This window comes from Haemophilus parahaemolyticus, from assembly GCF_002015035.1.
Classification (GTDB): Bacteria; Pseudomonadota; Gammaproteobacteria; order Enterobacterales; family Pasteurellaceae; genus Haemophilus_A; species Haemophilus_A parahaemolyticus.
In genome coordinates, this window is record NZ_MUXY01000001.1 from 183483 (window position 1) to 198005 (window position 14523).

Consider the following 14523-nt stretch of genomic DNA (forward strand, 5'->3'; position numbering starts at 1 on the left):
GCAAAATCCTTGTATTGTAGCAATCATTTGTTTTTGTAAGGGCGTGTTGCACACGCCCTACGCTAATGGAAACTAATTAAAATTCACCACAGGTGCTTTTTCTGCACCCGCTTCGGCTTTAAATTGTGGTTTAGCTTTAAAGCCCATAATCATTGCTGCAATTTTGGTTGGCATTTCACGTACTTGTTTGTTGTATTCTTTCACTGCCGCATTGAAGTTATTACGTTCAGTATTGATGCGGTTTTCTGTGCCTTCAAGCTGAGCTTGTAAGTTTAAAAAACCTTCGTGAGCTTTCAATTCTGGATATTTCTCAACCGTCACCAATAAACGTGAAAGTGATGAGTTTACATCTTGTTGAGCGGCTTGGAATTTCGCCATTTCATCTTCGGTTGCGGTGTTTGGATTAATCGTTACCGCTGTTGCTTTTGAGCGAGCATCCATTACCGCGGTTAGTGTCTCTTTCTCAAAATTCGCTTGCCCTTTTACTGCATTGACTAAGTTTGGAATGAGATCCGCACGGCGTTGGTAAGCAGATTCTACGTTACCCCAAACAGAGTTAATATCTTCTTCGGCACGCATTAAGTCATTATATTTAGTCATAGAGTAGCCGCCTAAACCTACGATTGCGATGAGTACGATCCATAAAATTTTCTTCATTGAGTTATCCTTGTAAAAGTTGGTTAAGAAAATGGGGATTGTATAGCACAATCCCCAAAAGGCAACAAAAATTACCTAGCTTTACAAGCGGTGATTTTTTGCCTTATTTTTGCGGTGCATTCGCCAATAATTTGGTGAGCAATTCCCAATAAATCTGTACTGCCGGAATATGCACTTTTTCATCTGGCGAATGTGCGTTGCGGATGGTTGGCCCGATAGAGACTAAATCCATATTTGGATATACCTCTTTGATTAAGCCACATTCTAAGCCTGCGTGAATGACTTTGATTTGAGCTTCATAGCCTAACACTTCGTCATAGATTTTTTTCGTGAGAGCCGTAATTTCAGAATTTGGTGCTGGTTCCCAACCAGGGTAATTGCCTGAATATTCGACCGTTGCTCCTGTTAATTGTACTAAGGCATTTAAGCGACTACGCACTTCTTCTTTGCCGTGTTCAACTAATGAACGAGATAAAATCGTGCCTACTAATTGCTCATTTTGAAGTGAAAGCACGCCAATACTGAGTGAGGTTTCCACCACGTTTTTTACCGTATCACTATTGCGGATCACGCCGTTTGGCAACAGCGTTAAGAACTGCAATACGGTTTGGGTTGCTTTTGCAGTAAAGGCTTTTTCGGCTGAATTTGTAGCTTCCGCAACCAGTGTTAAATTCGGTTCTGCTAAGTGATATTCTGATTGGAATTTTGCTTGTAGTTGCTCAATGCAAGCGGTAATTTTTGCCACATCTTTAACCAAAAGGGTAGCGTGAGCTTCTCGTGGAATCGCATTGCGTACTGAACCGCCCGCAATATTTACCAGTTGGAAGGCTTCTATTTGGTAAAGATCTGAGAGGATTCGCATTAATAGCTTGATGGCATTCACACGGTTGGTGTGAATATCGCAGCCAGAATGCCCACCGCGTAAGCCTTTCAGCGTGATTTGCACTGCTTGACCTTCTGCTTTTTCAAACTCAATAGGCAAGTGGATTTCTACGTTTTCGCCACCTGCACAACCGATATAAATTTCACCGTTATCTTCGGTATCGGTGTTGATCATTATGTTAGATGTTAGCCAGTTTGGACGCAAGCCTAATGCTCCTTCCATTCCTACTTCTTCGCTCATTGTGAGAAGCACCTCGATTTCTGGGTGAGCTAAATCAGTTGAAGAAAGCACAGCAAGGCAAGAGGCTAAACCGATGCCGTTATCCGCACCAAGGGTTGTGCCTTTAGCTTTGACCCATTCGCCATCTTGGTAAGGTTGGATCGGATCTTTCAAAAAATCGTGCACTGTGCTTGCGTTGGCTTGTGGCACCATATCTAAGTGTGCTTGCAGGGCGAGAGTTTGGCGATTTTCCATACCTTTTGTGGCGGGTTTACGAATTAAAATATTACCTGCATCATCACGCTCAACGAAAAGGGATTGAGATTTTGCCCAATCTACAATGAAATTAGCAATTTGCTCTTCGTGATAAGAAGGGTGGGGAATAGCACAAATTTTATCGAACCATTGCCAAAGTGCTTGTGGATTTAAAGAAGCAATTTCAGACATATAACACCTCATTTGTTTATTTCTGTTAAATATCGAGAAAATTCTACCGCTTGTAAAATATTTATGTTCAAAAGCGAGAAAGAATGTGCGGGAAATAATAGCACGAATGTCATTTTTAGGTTAGAATAACGCAATTTTTTTATTCGGCGAAACCTCAATTCGTCGATTTTTTATATTTTGGGATCTAGTTATGAGCGAAAAATACACAAATGAAAAATATGTTGTGACGTGGGATATGTTCCATATGCACGCACGCAAATTGGCAGAGCGTTTATTACCTGCTTCACAATGGAAAGGCATTATTGCCGTAAGCCGTGGCGGTTTATTCCCAGCGGCAGTGCTAGCACGTGAATTGGGCATTCGCCACGTTGAAACTGTATGTATTGCAAGCTACGATCACGATAACCAAGGTGCGTTAAAAGTATTACACGCAGCACAAACGGATGGCGAAGGTTTCATCGTTGTGGACGACTTAGTTGATACGGGTAACACCGCTCGCGAAATTCGCAGAATGTATCCAAAAGCGAAATTTGTGACCGTATTCGCAAAACCAGCAGGTGCACCGTTAGTAGACGATTATGTCATTGATATTCCTCAAGAAACTTGGATTGAACAGCCTTGGGATTTAGGCATCCAATTCGTTCCACCTCTTGCGAAAAAATAATCATCAAAATGGGTAATGAAGTGGATTCGTTACCCATTTTCTCTTTTTACACCCTTTATCTGATTTCCTCTTGAGGTTGTTATGAGTTTAGGTAATTTATATATTTTATCTGCCCCAAGCGGTGCAGGAAAGTCCTCTCTAATCAATGCGTTACTTGCCGATTTACCTCGCAACGAAGTACGTTTATCGATTTCTCACACCACCCGTAATCCTCGCCCAGCGGAAGAAGATGGCGTGCATTATTATTTCACTACTCACGCTGAATTTGAGGCACTGATTGAGAAAGATCACTTCCTTGAATGGGCAGAGGTCTTCGGCAACTATTACGGCACATCTTTACCAATGATTGAAAAATCACTTGAGCAAGGTGTGGATGTGTTTTTAGACATCGACTGGCAAGGGGCAAGACAAATTCGCCAAAAAGTACCGAATGTGAAAACCATCTTCATTCTGCCACCTTCACGCGAAGAGTTAAAAAAACGTTTAGTAGGACGTGGTCAAGACTCAGAAGAAACCATCGCAAAACGTATGGCGGAAGCGGAATCAGAAATGAGCCATTACAGCGAGTTTGATTATGTGATTGTAAACGATGATTTCCAACAGGCTTTGTCGGAACTTAAAGCGATTTTAACTGCCGAACGCTTGAAATTAGCTTCTCAAGAAATTCGTCATAAAGCGTTGATTGAACAGCTTTTGGCGAAGTAATCATTGTATAGCTATATACGATCTGTAGGATGGGCTTTAGCCNNGGCTAAAGCCCATCCTACAATTAAGGAAACCGAATGAAATTATCCAAATTAACTTTTGCCGTCGTGCTCGGTTTAGCCCTCTCTGCATGTTCAAATATGAGCAATGATGGCAGCCTAGACCAAGCAAAACAAACCTATCAAAATTACCAATATATTACTAAACAATTCTCTGTTGATGAACAATGGTGGCACGGTTATAACGATCTACAACTGAATGAATTAGTGGAACAAGCGATTAAAAATAACTTAGATCTTGCAAAAAGTGCCATTGCAGTAAATCGTGCCCTTTATAATGCAAATTTAGTGGGAGCAAACCTTGTACCAACTTTTAGCGGTTCAGCTTCATCATCGGCATCAAAAGGTGTTGGATCAAGTAACAATACCAATTCTGTTGGCACTTCAACGGTAAATAATACCGCAAGCTTTAACTTAAGCTACACTATCGACTTATGGCGTCGTTTAGCAGACAGTGCAAGTGCGGCAGAGTGGGAACATAAAGCGACACAAGAAGACTTAAAAGCGGCTCGCCTTTCATTGATTAACTCTGTGGTGGCAACTTATTACCAAATTGCTTACTACAAAGATGCGATTGCGGTAACAAACCGCACCATCAAAAACTATGAGCAAATCAGCAATATCTTAAACAATAAATTGAAAGTGGGGGCAATCGACCCATTAGCGGTAGAGCAGGCTCAACAAGCGACCCTAAGTGCTCGTAATAGCGTGGTTGGCTTAGCAACAAGTTTAAAAACCGCTGAACAAACGATGCGTAATTTGCTAAATCTTCAGCCAAATCAACCGCTTCCATCTCGTTATCCAAACATTCTTAACGTGAAATTACAAGGTGTAGATACTAATGTACCCGTTTCCGCCATTGCAAACCGTCCAGATGTGGCGATGCGTTTAAATCGTTTACAAAGTGCGTTTAAAACCTTAACAGCAACCGAAAAAAGCTGGTTCCCAACTTTAACCTTAGGTGGAGCAATCTCGGGTAGTGCACGTTCAGCATCAAATGTGGCAGATAACCCAATTGCAAACGGCGTGTTCTCATTCGATCTGCCATTCTTAGATTGGAATCGTGTGAAAAATAACGTGAAAATCTCTGAAGCAGATTACACTACCGCTCGTATGAACTACGAACAAACGATTACCACTGCATTAAATGAAATTGACAGTTATTACTACACTTACAACCAGTCACGTAGCAGTTTCGGTTTATTAGAGCAAACTTACGAGAAAAACCGTAAGATCAGCACTTACTACCAAAACCGTTACAACCAAGGTGTAGCAGAATTCCGCGATTGGATTAGTGCGATGAATACCGAGCTGAGTTCACAAATTTCTTTGTTAAATCAAAAATATACTATTTTAATAAATGAAAATTTAGTGTATCAAGCGATGGCGGGGAAATATAGTCGTTAGAAAGAAGACGGATAAAGCAAAAGGCATAGTTTTGATTTGCCTCCAAAAAGTTAGACTTATGTAGTTCAAGGACTGAGTTCTGTTATTCACAGGGCTCAGTCCTTTTAGTTTCCCCTGAATGAGCAATGCTAAAGTATAAACAGGCAGTTTCTGCAGAACATTGCCCATTTTTAACCGCTTGTATTACGTTCAGTTTAAATTCAGGTAAGTAATTTAAAAAGAAAATTGTATTTGGTCATCAAAAATCTGCACCTTAGTTAGTGGGTGTTTAGTCCAACTTTTGGGGTGCAGATCAAACTATGTTTTTATTATTAGTGATAGAAATTAAAGTTTCGCTTTAATTGCTTCTGCAACTAATTCCGCTTCTGGGCCTAAAATCACTTGCAATCCATCATTTCCAATTTTAACGTTGCCTTTTGAGCCTAGGGTTTTGAGTTTGACTTCGTTAATGTTGTTGTGATCAACGAGGGTTAAACGTAAGCGAGTGATACAAGCATCTACAGTTTTGAAGTTTCCTGCGCCACCGAGTGCATCAATAAATTGAACTGCTCTTTCTTCTCGTGATTGATTTGTTTGTCCTTGAGGAACTACTTCGGTTTCCTCTTTTTCTTCTTCACGACCTAATGTTTTGAGGTTGAATGTTTTAATCGCAAAACGGAATACGAAGTAGTAAATTACAAAGAAAACTAAGCCTTGTAGGATAAGCATATACCAGTTCACGGCAAGAGGGTTACCTGATGAAAGCACCATATCCACTAAACCCGCACTAAAGCCAAAGCCTGCGATCCATTGCATGGTTGCTGCAATGAAAACGGAGATACCTGTTAAGATTGCGTGGATCAAATATAGCACAGGTGCAACGAACATAAAGGAAAATTCAAGCGGTTCGGTGATACCTGTAAAGAAAGAAGCTAATGCACCAGCTAACATAATAGAGGCAACTTTTGCTTTTTGGCTTGGTTTCGCACAGTGGTAAATAGCAAGGGCTGCACCTGGCAAGCCGAACATCATCATTGGGAAGAAACCAGCTTGGTACATACCTGTCACACCGACCGTCGCAGTACCTTCTGCTAAAGATTTTGCACCACCTAAGAAGTTTGGAATATCGTTAATGCCTGCCACATCAAACCAGAATACAGAGTTTAATGCATGGTGTAAGCCAACAGGGATTAACAAGCGGTTGAAAAAGCCGTAGATTGCTGCACCGAATGCACCTAAATCTTTGATGGATTCACCAAATGCAACGAGAGTGTTGAAAATATGTGGCCATACGTAAAGTAAGATGAAAGAGACAAGCATCATTACGAAAGAAACAATGATCGGCACTAAACGTTTGCCGCTAAAGAAGGATAGCGCTTTTGGTAATTCTACTTGATAGAAGCGGTTGTAAAGTTCAGCAGAAATCACCCCGATTAAAATCCCGATAAATTGGTTGTTAATTTTACCAAATGCAGCGGACACCTGGCTGGCATCAATATGTTGTAATTGAGCCACGCTTGCAGGAGAGAGTAGAGTAGTCACTACATAGTAGCCGACTAAACCTGAAAGTGCTGCGGAGCCGTGTTTGTCTTTAGAAAGCCCAAATGCCACTCCAACAGCAAATAATAAGCCCATATTATCAATAATTGCCCCGCCTGATTTTATCAGTAAGGCTGCAAGTTGGCTATTTGCTCCCCAACCCTCAGGATCCGCCCAATAACCAATCCCCATCAACATCGCAGCGGCTGGTAAAGCTGCTACAGGCACCATTAAGGCTTGCCCAATTTTTTGTGCATAGCTGAGAATACTCATAAGAAGCTCCTTTTGTTTTGAATGTAGATAAAGAATACTGGTTTTGTATTAAAAATAGCAAGAATAATGATATAACTTTGTGAAGTTGATCACTATATTTAATTTACTAAAATGGTGTAATACTCTAAAAACATTTTATTTTATATTGTAAAAATTCCTAAAAGGGTAGAAATAAAAAGAGTGTGACATTGATCACAGAATAGAAATTTAACCGTTTTGCTTTATTGACAGAGATCCCGTAAGAAAATATGATTTAACCAAATCATTTTATTTTAAAAAGTGATTGCTTCACTTCATTTTAAAAGAATGAGTTTTTCATCACACACAAGGAGTCTAATATGACTAAATATTGTTCTTCCCTCAATAATGAGTCTCGTCGTCATTTCCTTAAAGTTGCAGCGGGTGTTACTGCAGGTTTTGCCTTTAGTGGTTCATTAGGTACATTTGTGCCAAATGCAGTGGCAAGTGGTATTAAAGGTAAAACCATTGAAGCAGGGATTGCATACCCGCTTTCAACTGGTTTTGACCCAATGACATCAAGTGGTGCTTCACCATTTGCAGCGAACTTGCATATTTTTGAAGGCTTGGTGGATTTACACCCTGCAACTCGCGAGCCTTATCTTGCATTAGCAGCGAAAGAGCCAGAACAAATTGATGATACCACTTGGCGTGTAACGATTCGTGAAGGGGCAACCTTCCACGATGGTAAACCAGTTACCGTAGAAGATGTGGTGTATTCATACAATCGTATTATGGATCCTGCGAATAAATCTTTATTCGTGATGTTTATTGATTTCGTTGAGAGCGTGAAAGCAGTGGATGATAAAACCGTTGAGTTCAAACTCAAATATCCATTTGCGTTATTTGCTAAACGCTTAACCATTGTGAAAATTGTACCGAAACACGTGATTGAAGCGGTAGGTCAATCCAAATTTGATGCTCACCCAATCGGTTCTGGCCCGTATAAATTCGTTTCAGCTGTCAAAGATGACAAAATCGTCTTTGAAGCTTATGAGCCTTATAACGGTAAATATCCAGCATTAGTGGAAAAAATGTCTTGGTTCTTGTTATCTGATGCAGCAGCACGTGTTACTGCACAAGAATCTAAACGTACACAAGCGATGGAAAGTGTGCCATATCTTGACATTCCACGCTTGAAATCGAAAAAACAAACCGTTAAATCAGTGCAATCATTCGGCTTGTTATTCTTAATGTTTAACTGCGAAAAAGCGCCGTTTGACAATCCAAAAGTACGTCAAGCATTACACTACGGTTTAGACAGACAAAAATTAGTAGACTTCGTGTTCGATGGCAATGCAGAAGCCTCAACCTGCTATGTACAAAGCACTCACCCAGATTATATGAAAGCGGCAACGCAATATGAATATAATCCAGAAAAAGCGGTAGCATTGTTAAAAGAAGCTGGGCTAACTGAGCTCAAATTTGAATTACTTTCAACTGACCACGACTGGGTGAAAGAGTGTGCACCGTTAATTTTAGAATCTTGGAATAAAATCCCAGGCGTGAAAGTGACGCTTCAACACTTACAATCTGGAGCATTCTATGCAAACAACGTAGATGTGGGCTCATTCAGTGTGGGTATCGCACCCGGGGATCCATCTGTATTCGGTGACGACTTAGATTTATTACTAAGCTGGTGGTATCGTGGTGATGTATGGCCAAAACGCCGTTTCCGTTGGAGCAATACGCCTGAATTTGCGAAACTTCAAGGTTTCTTAGATGGTGCTGTACGTGCGGCAAACCACGAAGAAGCACGCAAACTTTGGAAAGAAGCATTCGACCTTATTGCAGCTGAAGTACCACTTTATCCAATCGTTCACCGCAAACTTCCATCTGCGTGGGATGAAAGTAAACTTGAAGGTTATCAACCATTGGCAACAACAGGGGTATCTTTCTTAGGTGTTGGTCGTAAATAATTCGGCAAAATCAACCGCTCTTTAAAATGTTGGGTTGTTAATTCACTCTCTCCCCTTGTGGGAGAGGAAAATAAACAATCCACATTCTATTCTTAAACACAACTCTGCCATATATTTTCTATATTCGCAGTGATAACAGGGGACAACATGGAAATTATACTTCGCTTACTTTTCCGCCGATTGATGGCATTGCCCGTGATGATTTTGGGAGTAACCGCACTTGTATTTGTGGTACTTCAATTTACTCCTGGCGATCCAGCGACTGTTGCATTGGGTGAAAGTGCATCAGAAGCGGCAAAAGAACTTTATCGTGAAAGCCACGGCTTAAATGATCCACTTTTTGTACAATATTTCCGCTTTCTCGGCAATTTATTCTTCTTTGATTTCGGGATGACAATGCCGCCAGAGCTTCCAATTAGCGATATGATTGCAAAATCGTTCCCAATTACCCTCCAACTTACTTTAATTGGTGTGGTATTTGCTGCGGTGGTTTCATTTACACTTGGTGTGTTAGCGGCACTTTATCGTGACAGCTGGGTAGACCAAGTGATTCGTTTAATCTCTGTGGCGGCAGTCGCAACGCCATCTTTCTGGCTCGGTATTTTACTTATTCAATGGTTCTCGCTTGAACTTGACTGGCTACCATCTGGTGGTTTTGTGCCATTTGGTGAAGATCCAAGCGGTTATGTGCAATCAATGATCTTACCTTCACTAGCATTAGCAGTGCCTGTATGTGCGTCTTTAATCCGTGTGGTACGTACTACAATGGTTGAAGAAATGGATAAAGACTATGTGCGTACTGCAATTGGTAACGGTGTGCCATATCCGACCGTGATTCGCTATAACGTGTTACGCAACGCCTTAATTACGCCTGTGACTGTGCTTGGTTTACGCGTAGGCTATTTATTAGGTGGTGCAGTGGTTATCGAACAAATCTTCGACTTACCGGGTATGGGTAAATTGATCTTCAATGGTATCGTGAACCACGACTTAAACTTGGTGCAAGGTGTGGTATTAACTATCGCATTTACATTCGTGATTGTGAATATCATCGTGGATGTCTTGTATGTTCTAATCAACCCTAAAATTCGGAGTCTATAATGTTTCGTCAAGGTTTAGCACAGCGTTTAGCGATGGGCGGAGCACGTTTCAAAGCACTCTCACCCGCTTCAAAAATCGCTTTAGTTTTCTTAGTTTTAGTGGCATTAGTGGCAGTTTTTGCACCAGTGGTCGCAACGCACGATCCATTAGCGGCAATTGCCCGTATGCGTCCACCAAGTGGTGATTTCTTATTCGGAACAGACCGCTTGGGTCGCGATATTTTCTCTCGTATCGTTTATGGTGCACAAACATCACTCTTTATCGGTTTAGGTGCAGTAGGTTGTGCGATTCTCTTTGGGGGCATTCTCGGAGCAACCGCTGCAACCGCAGACCGCTGGGGTAATGAGATCATTATGCGATTGATGGATATCTTGATGGCATTCCCAGGTATCGCATTAGCGGCTGTATTACTTGCTACATTCGGTAACACAGTGCCAGTGATTATCTTCACCATCGCCGTGGTTTACACCCCACAACTTGCTCGTGTAGTGCGTGCAAACGTGGTCTCTCAATGGGATGAAGACTATGTGCGTGCAGAGCGTGTAATTGGCGGTAGCCGCACTTACATCTTACTCAAACACGTAGTTCGCAACACTGCGGCACCTGTATTGGTTTTCGCAACCGTAATGGTAGCAGATGCGATTGTGTTTGAAGCCTCACTCTCTTTCTTAGGTGCAGGCGTACAACCACCACATCCATCTTGGGGTAACGTGTTGTCGGAAGGTCGTAATATCGTGTTAAACGGTGCGTGGTGGGCAACAACCTTTGCGGGCGTAATGATTTTACTTACCGTATTAGCGTTAAATATTCTTGCAGAAGGCTTAACTGATGCATTAGTGAACCCACGTTTGAAAGCAGGAAAAAAATCTGAACACAAATCAGATGAACGTTTATCAACTGACGTGCAAGAAGCATTGGGCGAAGGTTTAGCACTGAAACGCTATCTCTTACGCTTACACGATAAAGAAGTTACTCGCACTGACCGTATGCAACTTAACAGCAATGCGAAATCAATTTTACAAGTGAAAAACTTGTCGATTCATTTCCCAAATCGTTATGGCGACATTCCTCTTGTGGATAATATTAGTTTCACTGTAAACGAAGGTGAAACGATGGGATTGGTGGGCGAATCTGGTTGTGGTAAATCAATTACGGCGTTCTCCATTATGGGCTTATTGCCGAAAACTGCGAAAATCACGGGCGAAATTCTTTTCACCGACCGCAGTGGCAAACAACATAGCTTGTTAAATTCAAACCATTTAGCGGATCTACGCGGTACAGAAATCGCGATGATTTACCAAGATTCTTTGAGTGCATTAAACCCATCAATGCGTATCAAAGATCAAATGAACCAACTGATTAAACGTGGTAGCAAACATACGGCTGAAAAATTGTTGGAATGGGTACACTTAGATCCAAGTAAAGTGTTGAATCGCTATCCGCACGAATTATCTGGTGGACAACGCCAACGAGTGGTAATCGCAATGGCATTAACCCGCGAACCGAAACTCTTAATTGCAGACGAACCAACCACTGCATTAGACGTAACTGTTCAAGCAGAAGTAGTGAAATTGCTCAACGAATTGCGTGAAAAACTCGGCTTTGCGATGGTATTCGTGAGCCACGATTTAGCCTTAGTCGCACAACTTGCACACTCCATCACCGTAATGTATGCAGGTCAAGTCGTGGAAACTGCGCCGACATCATCCTTATTGGCACATCCAACCCACGAATATACCCAAGGTTTATTAGGTTCTGTGCTTTCAACTGAAGTGCGTGCGGAACGCTTATACCAAATTCCTGGTAGCGTACCATCTCCATATGACTTCGCCACTGGCGACCGCTTCGCAAGCCGTTCATTACGCCCAGAAGCTGACCCGAACCAAAAACTCGTATTAACGCCAATCGAAGGCGATGCACAACACCTATGGGCTTCGCATCTAGCAGGCAAAGCAGCGGAAACTAAAGTCGCAAGTGAGGCATAAGATGAGCAGTATCAAAGTAATCAAAGAACAAAACATCATCGACTTAGAGAACATTGTGGTGCAATTTCCTTCTCGCGATGGCTCGTTGTTTAATCGCAAAAAATTTACTGCCGTGAATAACGTTTCTTTAGGCATTAAAGCAGGCGAAACCATCGGTTTGGTAGGCGAATCTGGTTGCGGTAAATCAACCCTGGCGAATGTGATGATCGGTCTTTTAAAACCGACTTCAGGCACGGTAAAATTTAACGGCTTACAAATGGAATATGGTAGCTCAGAAGCGCGCAAACGTTTTGGTCGCCAAGTCTCTGTGATTTTCCAAGACCCAGCCACCGCGTTAAACCCACGGATGAAAGTGTTGGATATTTTGAAAGATCCGATGGATATTCATAATATTCTGCAACCGCACGAGCGAGAAAAACGTGTGTATGAACTGCTTTCACGCGTAGGGCTTCCACGTTCTGCCGCAGCGGTTGAGCCAACGCGCTTATCTGGCGGTCAGAAACAACGTGTGGCGATCGCTCGTGCCTTGGCGTTAAATCCAAGCCTGATAGTGGCAGATGAACCGACGTCCGCACTCGATGTTTCTGTTCGTGCTCAAGTACTAAACTTATTGGCAGACTTGAAAAAAGAACTCAACCTTGCCATGGTGTTTATCTCGCACGATATCCAAACTGTCCGCCAAGTATCTGACCGCATTGTGGTAATGAACGGAGGTAAAATTATGGAAACAGGTACTACTGCAGAAATTTTTGAAAACCCAACGATTGACTACACCAAAAAATTGCTCGGTGCAGCACCATCATTGTTGTAATTGATTGCAAAAGTTTTTGCAAATTTGACCGCTCTTCAGAGTGAATAACAGGCGAGGAAACTCGCCTGAGTTTTTTCAAGATGTTGATGTTTAAAGAATACCCCCTCTTTAGCAAAGCGGGGGCTAGATAAGAGGATAAATCTATAATGCCCAACATCCAAATTACCCAAACCCTTAAAACCGATCTCCTTATCGTAGGCTCAGGCATTGGTGGCTTGAGCTGTTCCGTTGAAGCCCACAAAAAAAGTATCAATCACATTCTTATCACTAAAACCCAACTTGGTTCTGGGGCAAGTTTTTTTCCACTGAAAGCAAGCCTTGGCATTCAAGTGACAGGCGATGAGCGTGATAAAGCCTTGTTCCAGCAAGATATTGAACGTGTTGCACAAGGGATGAACAATCCTGAAATCGTCAAAGCCTATATTGAAGATTCACCGCAGGCGGTTGAATTATTGAATGAAATTGGTTTCTGTCCGTGGAAACGTAACGATAACCGCCCCGCTTGTTTTGCCGAATATCCTCGCCCGATTTATCTGATTAACGAATGGCAAAAAGCACGTAAAAATGCAGAGGCGATTATTGCTCGACAAAATACGACGACGTTGTTTGAAAATGCTAGCCTTGTACATATCGCAACTGAAAATCACCGTGTAGTGGGGGCAGTTTTTGCTTACCAAAACCCAGAAAAGAGCGGTCGAGAAATTGTTTATTTTTACGTGCACACTTCCGCCATTATTCTTGCCAGTGGTGGCATTGCAGGGCTTTATAAAGATAATCTTTATCCCGCTGATGTGATTGGTTCTACTCATTTTCTTGCCTTGCAAGCGGGGGCGAAGTTAACCAATTTAGAGTTTATTCAGTTTATTCCTTCGTTTATTGCTCCAAAATACAAAGTGCTGTTTGGTGAACATACGCTGAAATATTGTACTGCGGTAACGGATAAAAATGGCAACTCATTATTTCCTGATTTATCGGCAGAAGAATTTGCTCAAATGGTTGCAGAACGTAGTGCCTATGCACCATTCTCGGTCGATTTTGACTGCGTAAAATTCGATCTACGCATTATGCAATATTTGCTTGAACATCCGGAAGAACAGGGCGTTTATTTGCACTATTCTCCAACACTTTATCAAGACCAAACGGAGTTTTACCGCATTTATTTAGATTGGCTGAAAGCCGATGCGGGGATCGATTTATTAACTGATCGCGTGTCGATTGCACCATTCGCCCACAGCTGCAACGGAGGCATTGAAATTAACACTAACGCAGAAAGTGCGGTGCAAGGCTTGTTTGCAGTGGGCGAAGTCTCTTCTTGCATTGAAGGAGCGAACCGCTTGGGCGGTAATTCTGTGGGCGGAAGTTTAGTGTTTGCCAAACGTGCAATGGCAAAAATTGAGCGAGATTTAACCGCTTGCCAAGATGCAACGATAGACGAACAAGCGGTTGAAAATGCCAAAAATTTTGCAGAACAGGCATTAAACCGTTTACACAATAAAAATGCAGATAACTCGCTCACAGCTTCGCAAGTGCTCAGTGAAATTCGCCAAGCAATGACTAAATTTGCCAATGTTTATCGTACTGAAGAGAATCTTTGTAAATTACAAGAAAAATTAGCCCGCTTGGAGCAAGCGTTTGATCCAATCTCGAGTGCTGATTTTCAAGGTATTGAAATTTTTTACAGTTTGAAAACCGCTCAAGAAGTGGTGAGAGCGATGTTAGTGCGAAAGGAGAGCAGAGGGGCTCATTATCGGGCGGATTATCAAGGAAAAATGTGATCTAAATCACAAATTCAAACATTTCTACTTGGAACATTGGCAAATTCCCGTGAAAATATAGTTCCTCTTGATTTGTCTAATT

Annotated in this window: 11 protein-coding genes; 8 read left to right on the top strand and 3 right to left on the bottom strand. The window is 41.9% G+C overall.

Annotation, left to right across the window (positions count from 1 at the left end):
- Positions 1–72: 72 nt before the first annotated feature.
- Together B0185_RS00820 and B0185_RS00825 are read right to left on the bottom strand one after the other, a co-directional pair.
- Positions 73–657 (bottom strand): LemA family protein, encoded by a 585-nt coding sequence (locus tag B0185_RS00820; protein ID WP_005705839.1) that lies wholly within the window; start codon positions 655–657, stop codon positions 73–75.
- A 103-nt stretch (positions 658–760) separates the two neighbouring features.
- Positions 761–2206 carry an aminoacyl-histidine dipeptidase gene (locus tag B0185_RS00825; RefSeq protein ID WP_005705814.1) on the bottom strand — a complete coding sequence of 482 codons (1446 nt, stop codon included), beginning with the start codon at positions 2204–2206 and terminating at the stop codon, positions 761–763.
- Positions 2207–2396: 190 nt separating this feature from the next.
- Between B0185_RS00825 and gpt the strand changes: the two genes are divergently transcribed.
- From gpt to tdeA, 3 genes are all read left to right on the top strand, one after another.
- Positions 2397–2870: a xanthine phosphoribosyltransferase gene (gpt, locus tag B0185_RS00830; protein WP_005705687.1), complete on the top strand. Its 474-nt coding sequence runs from the start codon at positions 2397–2399 to the stop codon at positions 2868–2870.
- A gap of 81 nt (positions 2871–2951) precedes the next feature.
- Positions 2952–3575, top strand: a complete 624-nt coding sequence (gene gmk, locus B0185_RS00835) for a guanylate kinase (protein WP_005705813.1) — start codon at positions 2952–2954, stop codon at positions 3573–3575.
- 77 nt (positions 3576–3652) lie between these two features.
- Positions 3653–5041 (top strand): toxin/drug exporter TdeA, encoded by a 1389-nt coding sequence (gene tdeA / locus B0185_RS00840; RefSeq protein ID WP_005705775.1) that lies wholly within the window; start codon positions 3653–3655, stop codon positions 5039–5041.
- A 324-nt stretch (positions 5042–5365) separates the two neighbouring features.
- On the opposite strand, the gene nagE is transcribed toward tdeA, so the two are convergent.
- Positions 5366–6832: an N-acetylglucosamine-specific PTS transporter subunit IIBC gene (nagE, locus tag B0185_RS00845; protein WP_005705623.1), complete on the bottom strand. Its 1467-nt coding sequence runs from the start codon at positions 6830–6832 to the stop codon at positions 5366–5368.
- A gap of 338 nt (positions 6833–7170) precedes the next feature.
- Between nagE and B0185_RS00850 the strand changes: the two genes are divergently transcribed.
- The 5 genes from B0185_RS00850 (at position 7171) to B0185_RS00870 (ending at position 14441) form a co-directional block, all read left to right on the top strand.
- Entirely contained in the window at positions 7171–8769 is a 1599-nt protein-coding gene (locus tag B0185_RS00850) for an ABC transporter substrate-binding protein (RefSeq protein WP_005705739.1), read from the top strand.
- A 147-nt stretch (positions 8770–8916) separates the two neighbouring features.
- On the top strand, positions 8917–9870 hold the full coding sequence (locus tag B0185_RS00855) for an ABC transporter permease (protein WP_005705614.1): 954 nt from the start codon (positions 8917–8919) through the stop codon (positions 9868–9870).
- Positions 9870–11855 (top strand): dipeptide/oligopeptide/nickel ABC transporter permease/ATP-binding protein, encoded by a 1986-nt coding sequence (locus B0185_RS00860; RefSeq protein WP_005705644.1) that lies wholly within the window; start codon positions 9870–9872, stop codon positions 11853–11855. Before B0185_RS00855 ends, B0185_RS00860 begins: the two co-directional genes overlap by 1 nt.
- Position 11856: 1 nt before the next feature.
- The gene (locus B0185_RS00865; RefSeq protein ID WP_005705671.1) at positions 11857–12666 is read left to right on the top strand and encodes an ABC transporter ATP-binding protein; all 810 of its coding nucleotides are present in this window, start codon (positions 11857–11859) and stop codon (positions 12664–12666) included.
- Between the two features lie 146 nt (positions 12667–12812).
- A complete protein-coding gene (locus B0185_RS00870; protein WP_005705810.1) occupies positions 12813–14441 on the top strand; it encodes an FAD-binding protein in 1629 nt (542 codons plus the stop codon).
- Positions 14442–14523: the final 82 nt, after the last annotated feature.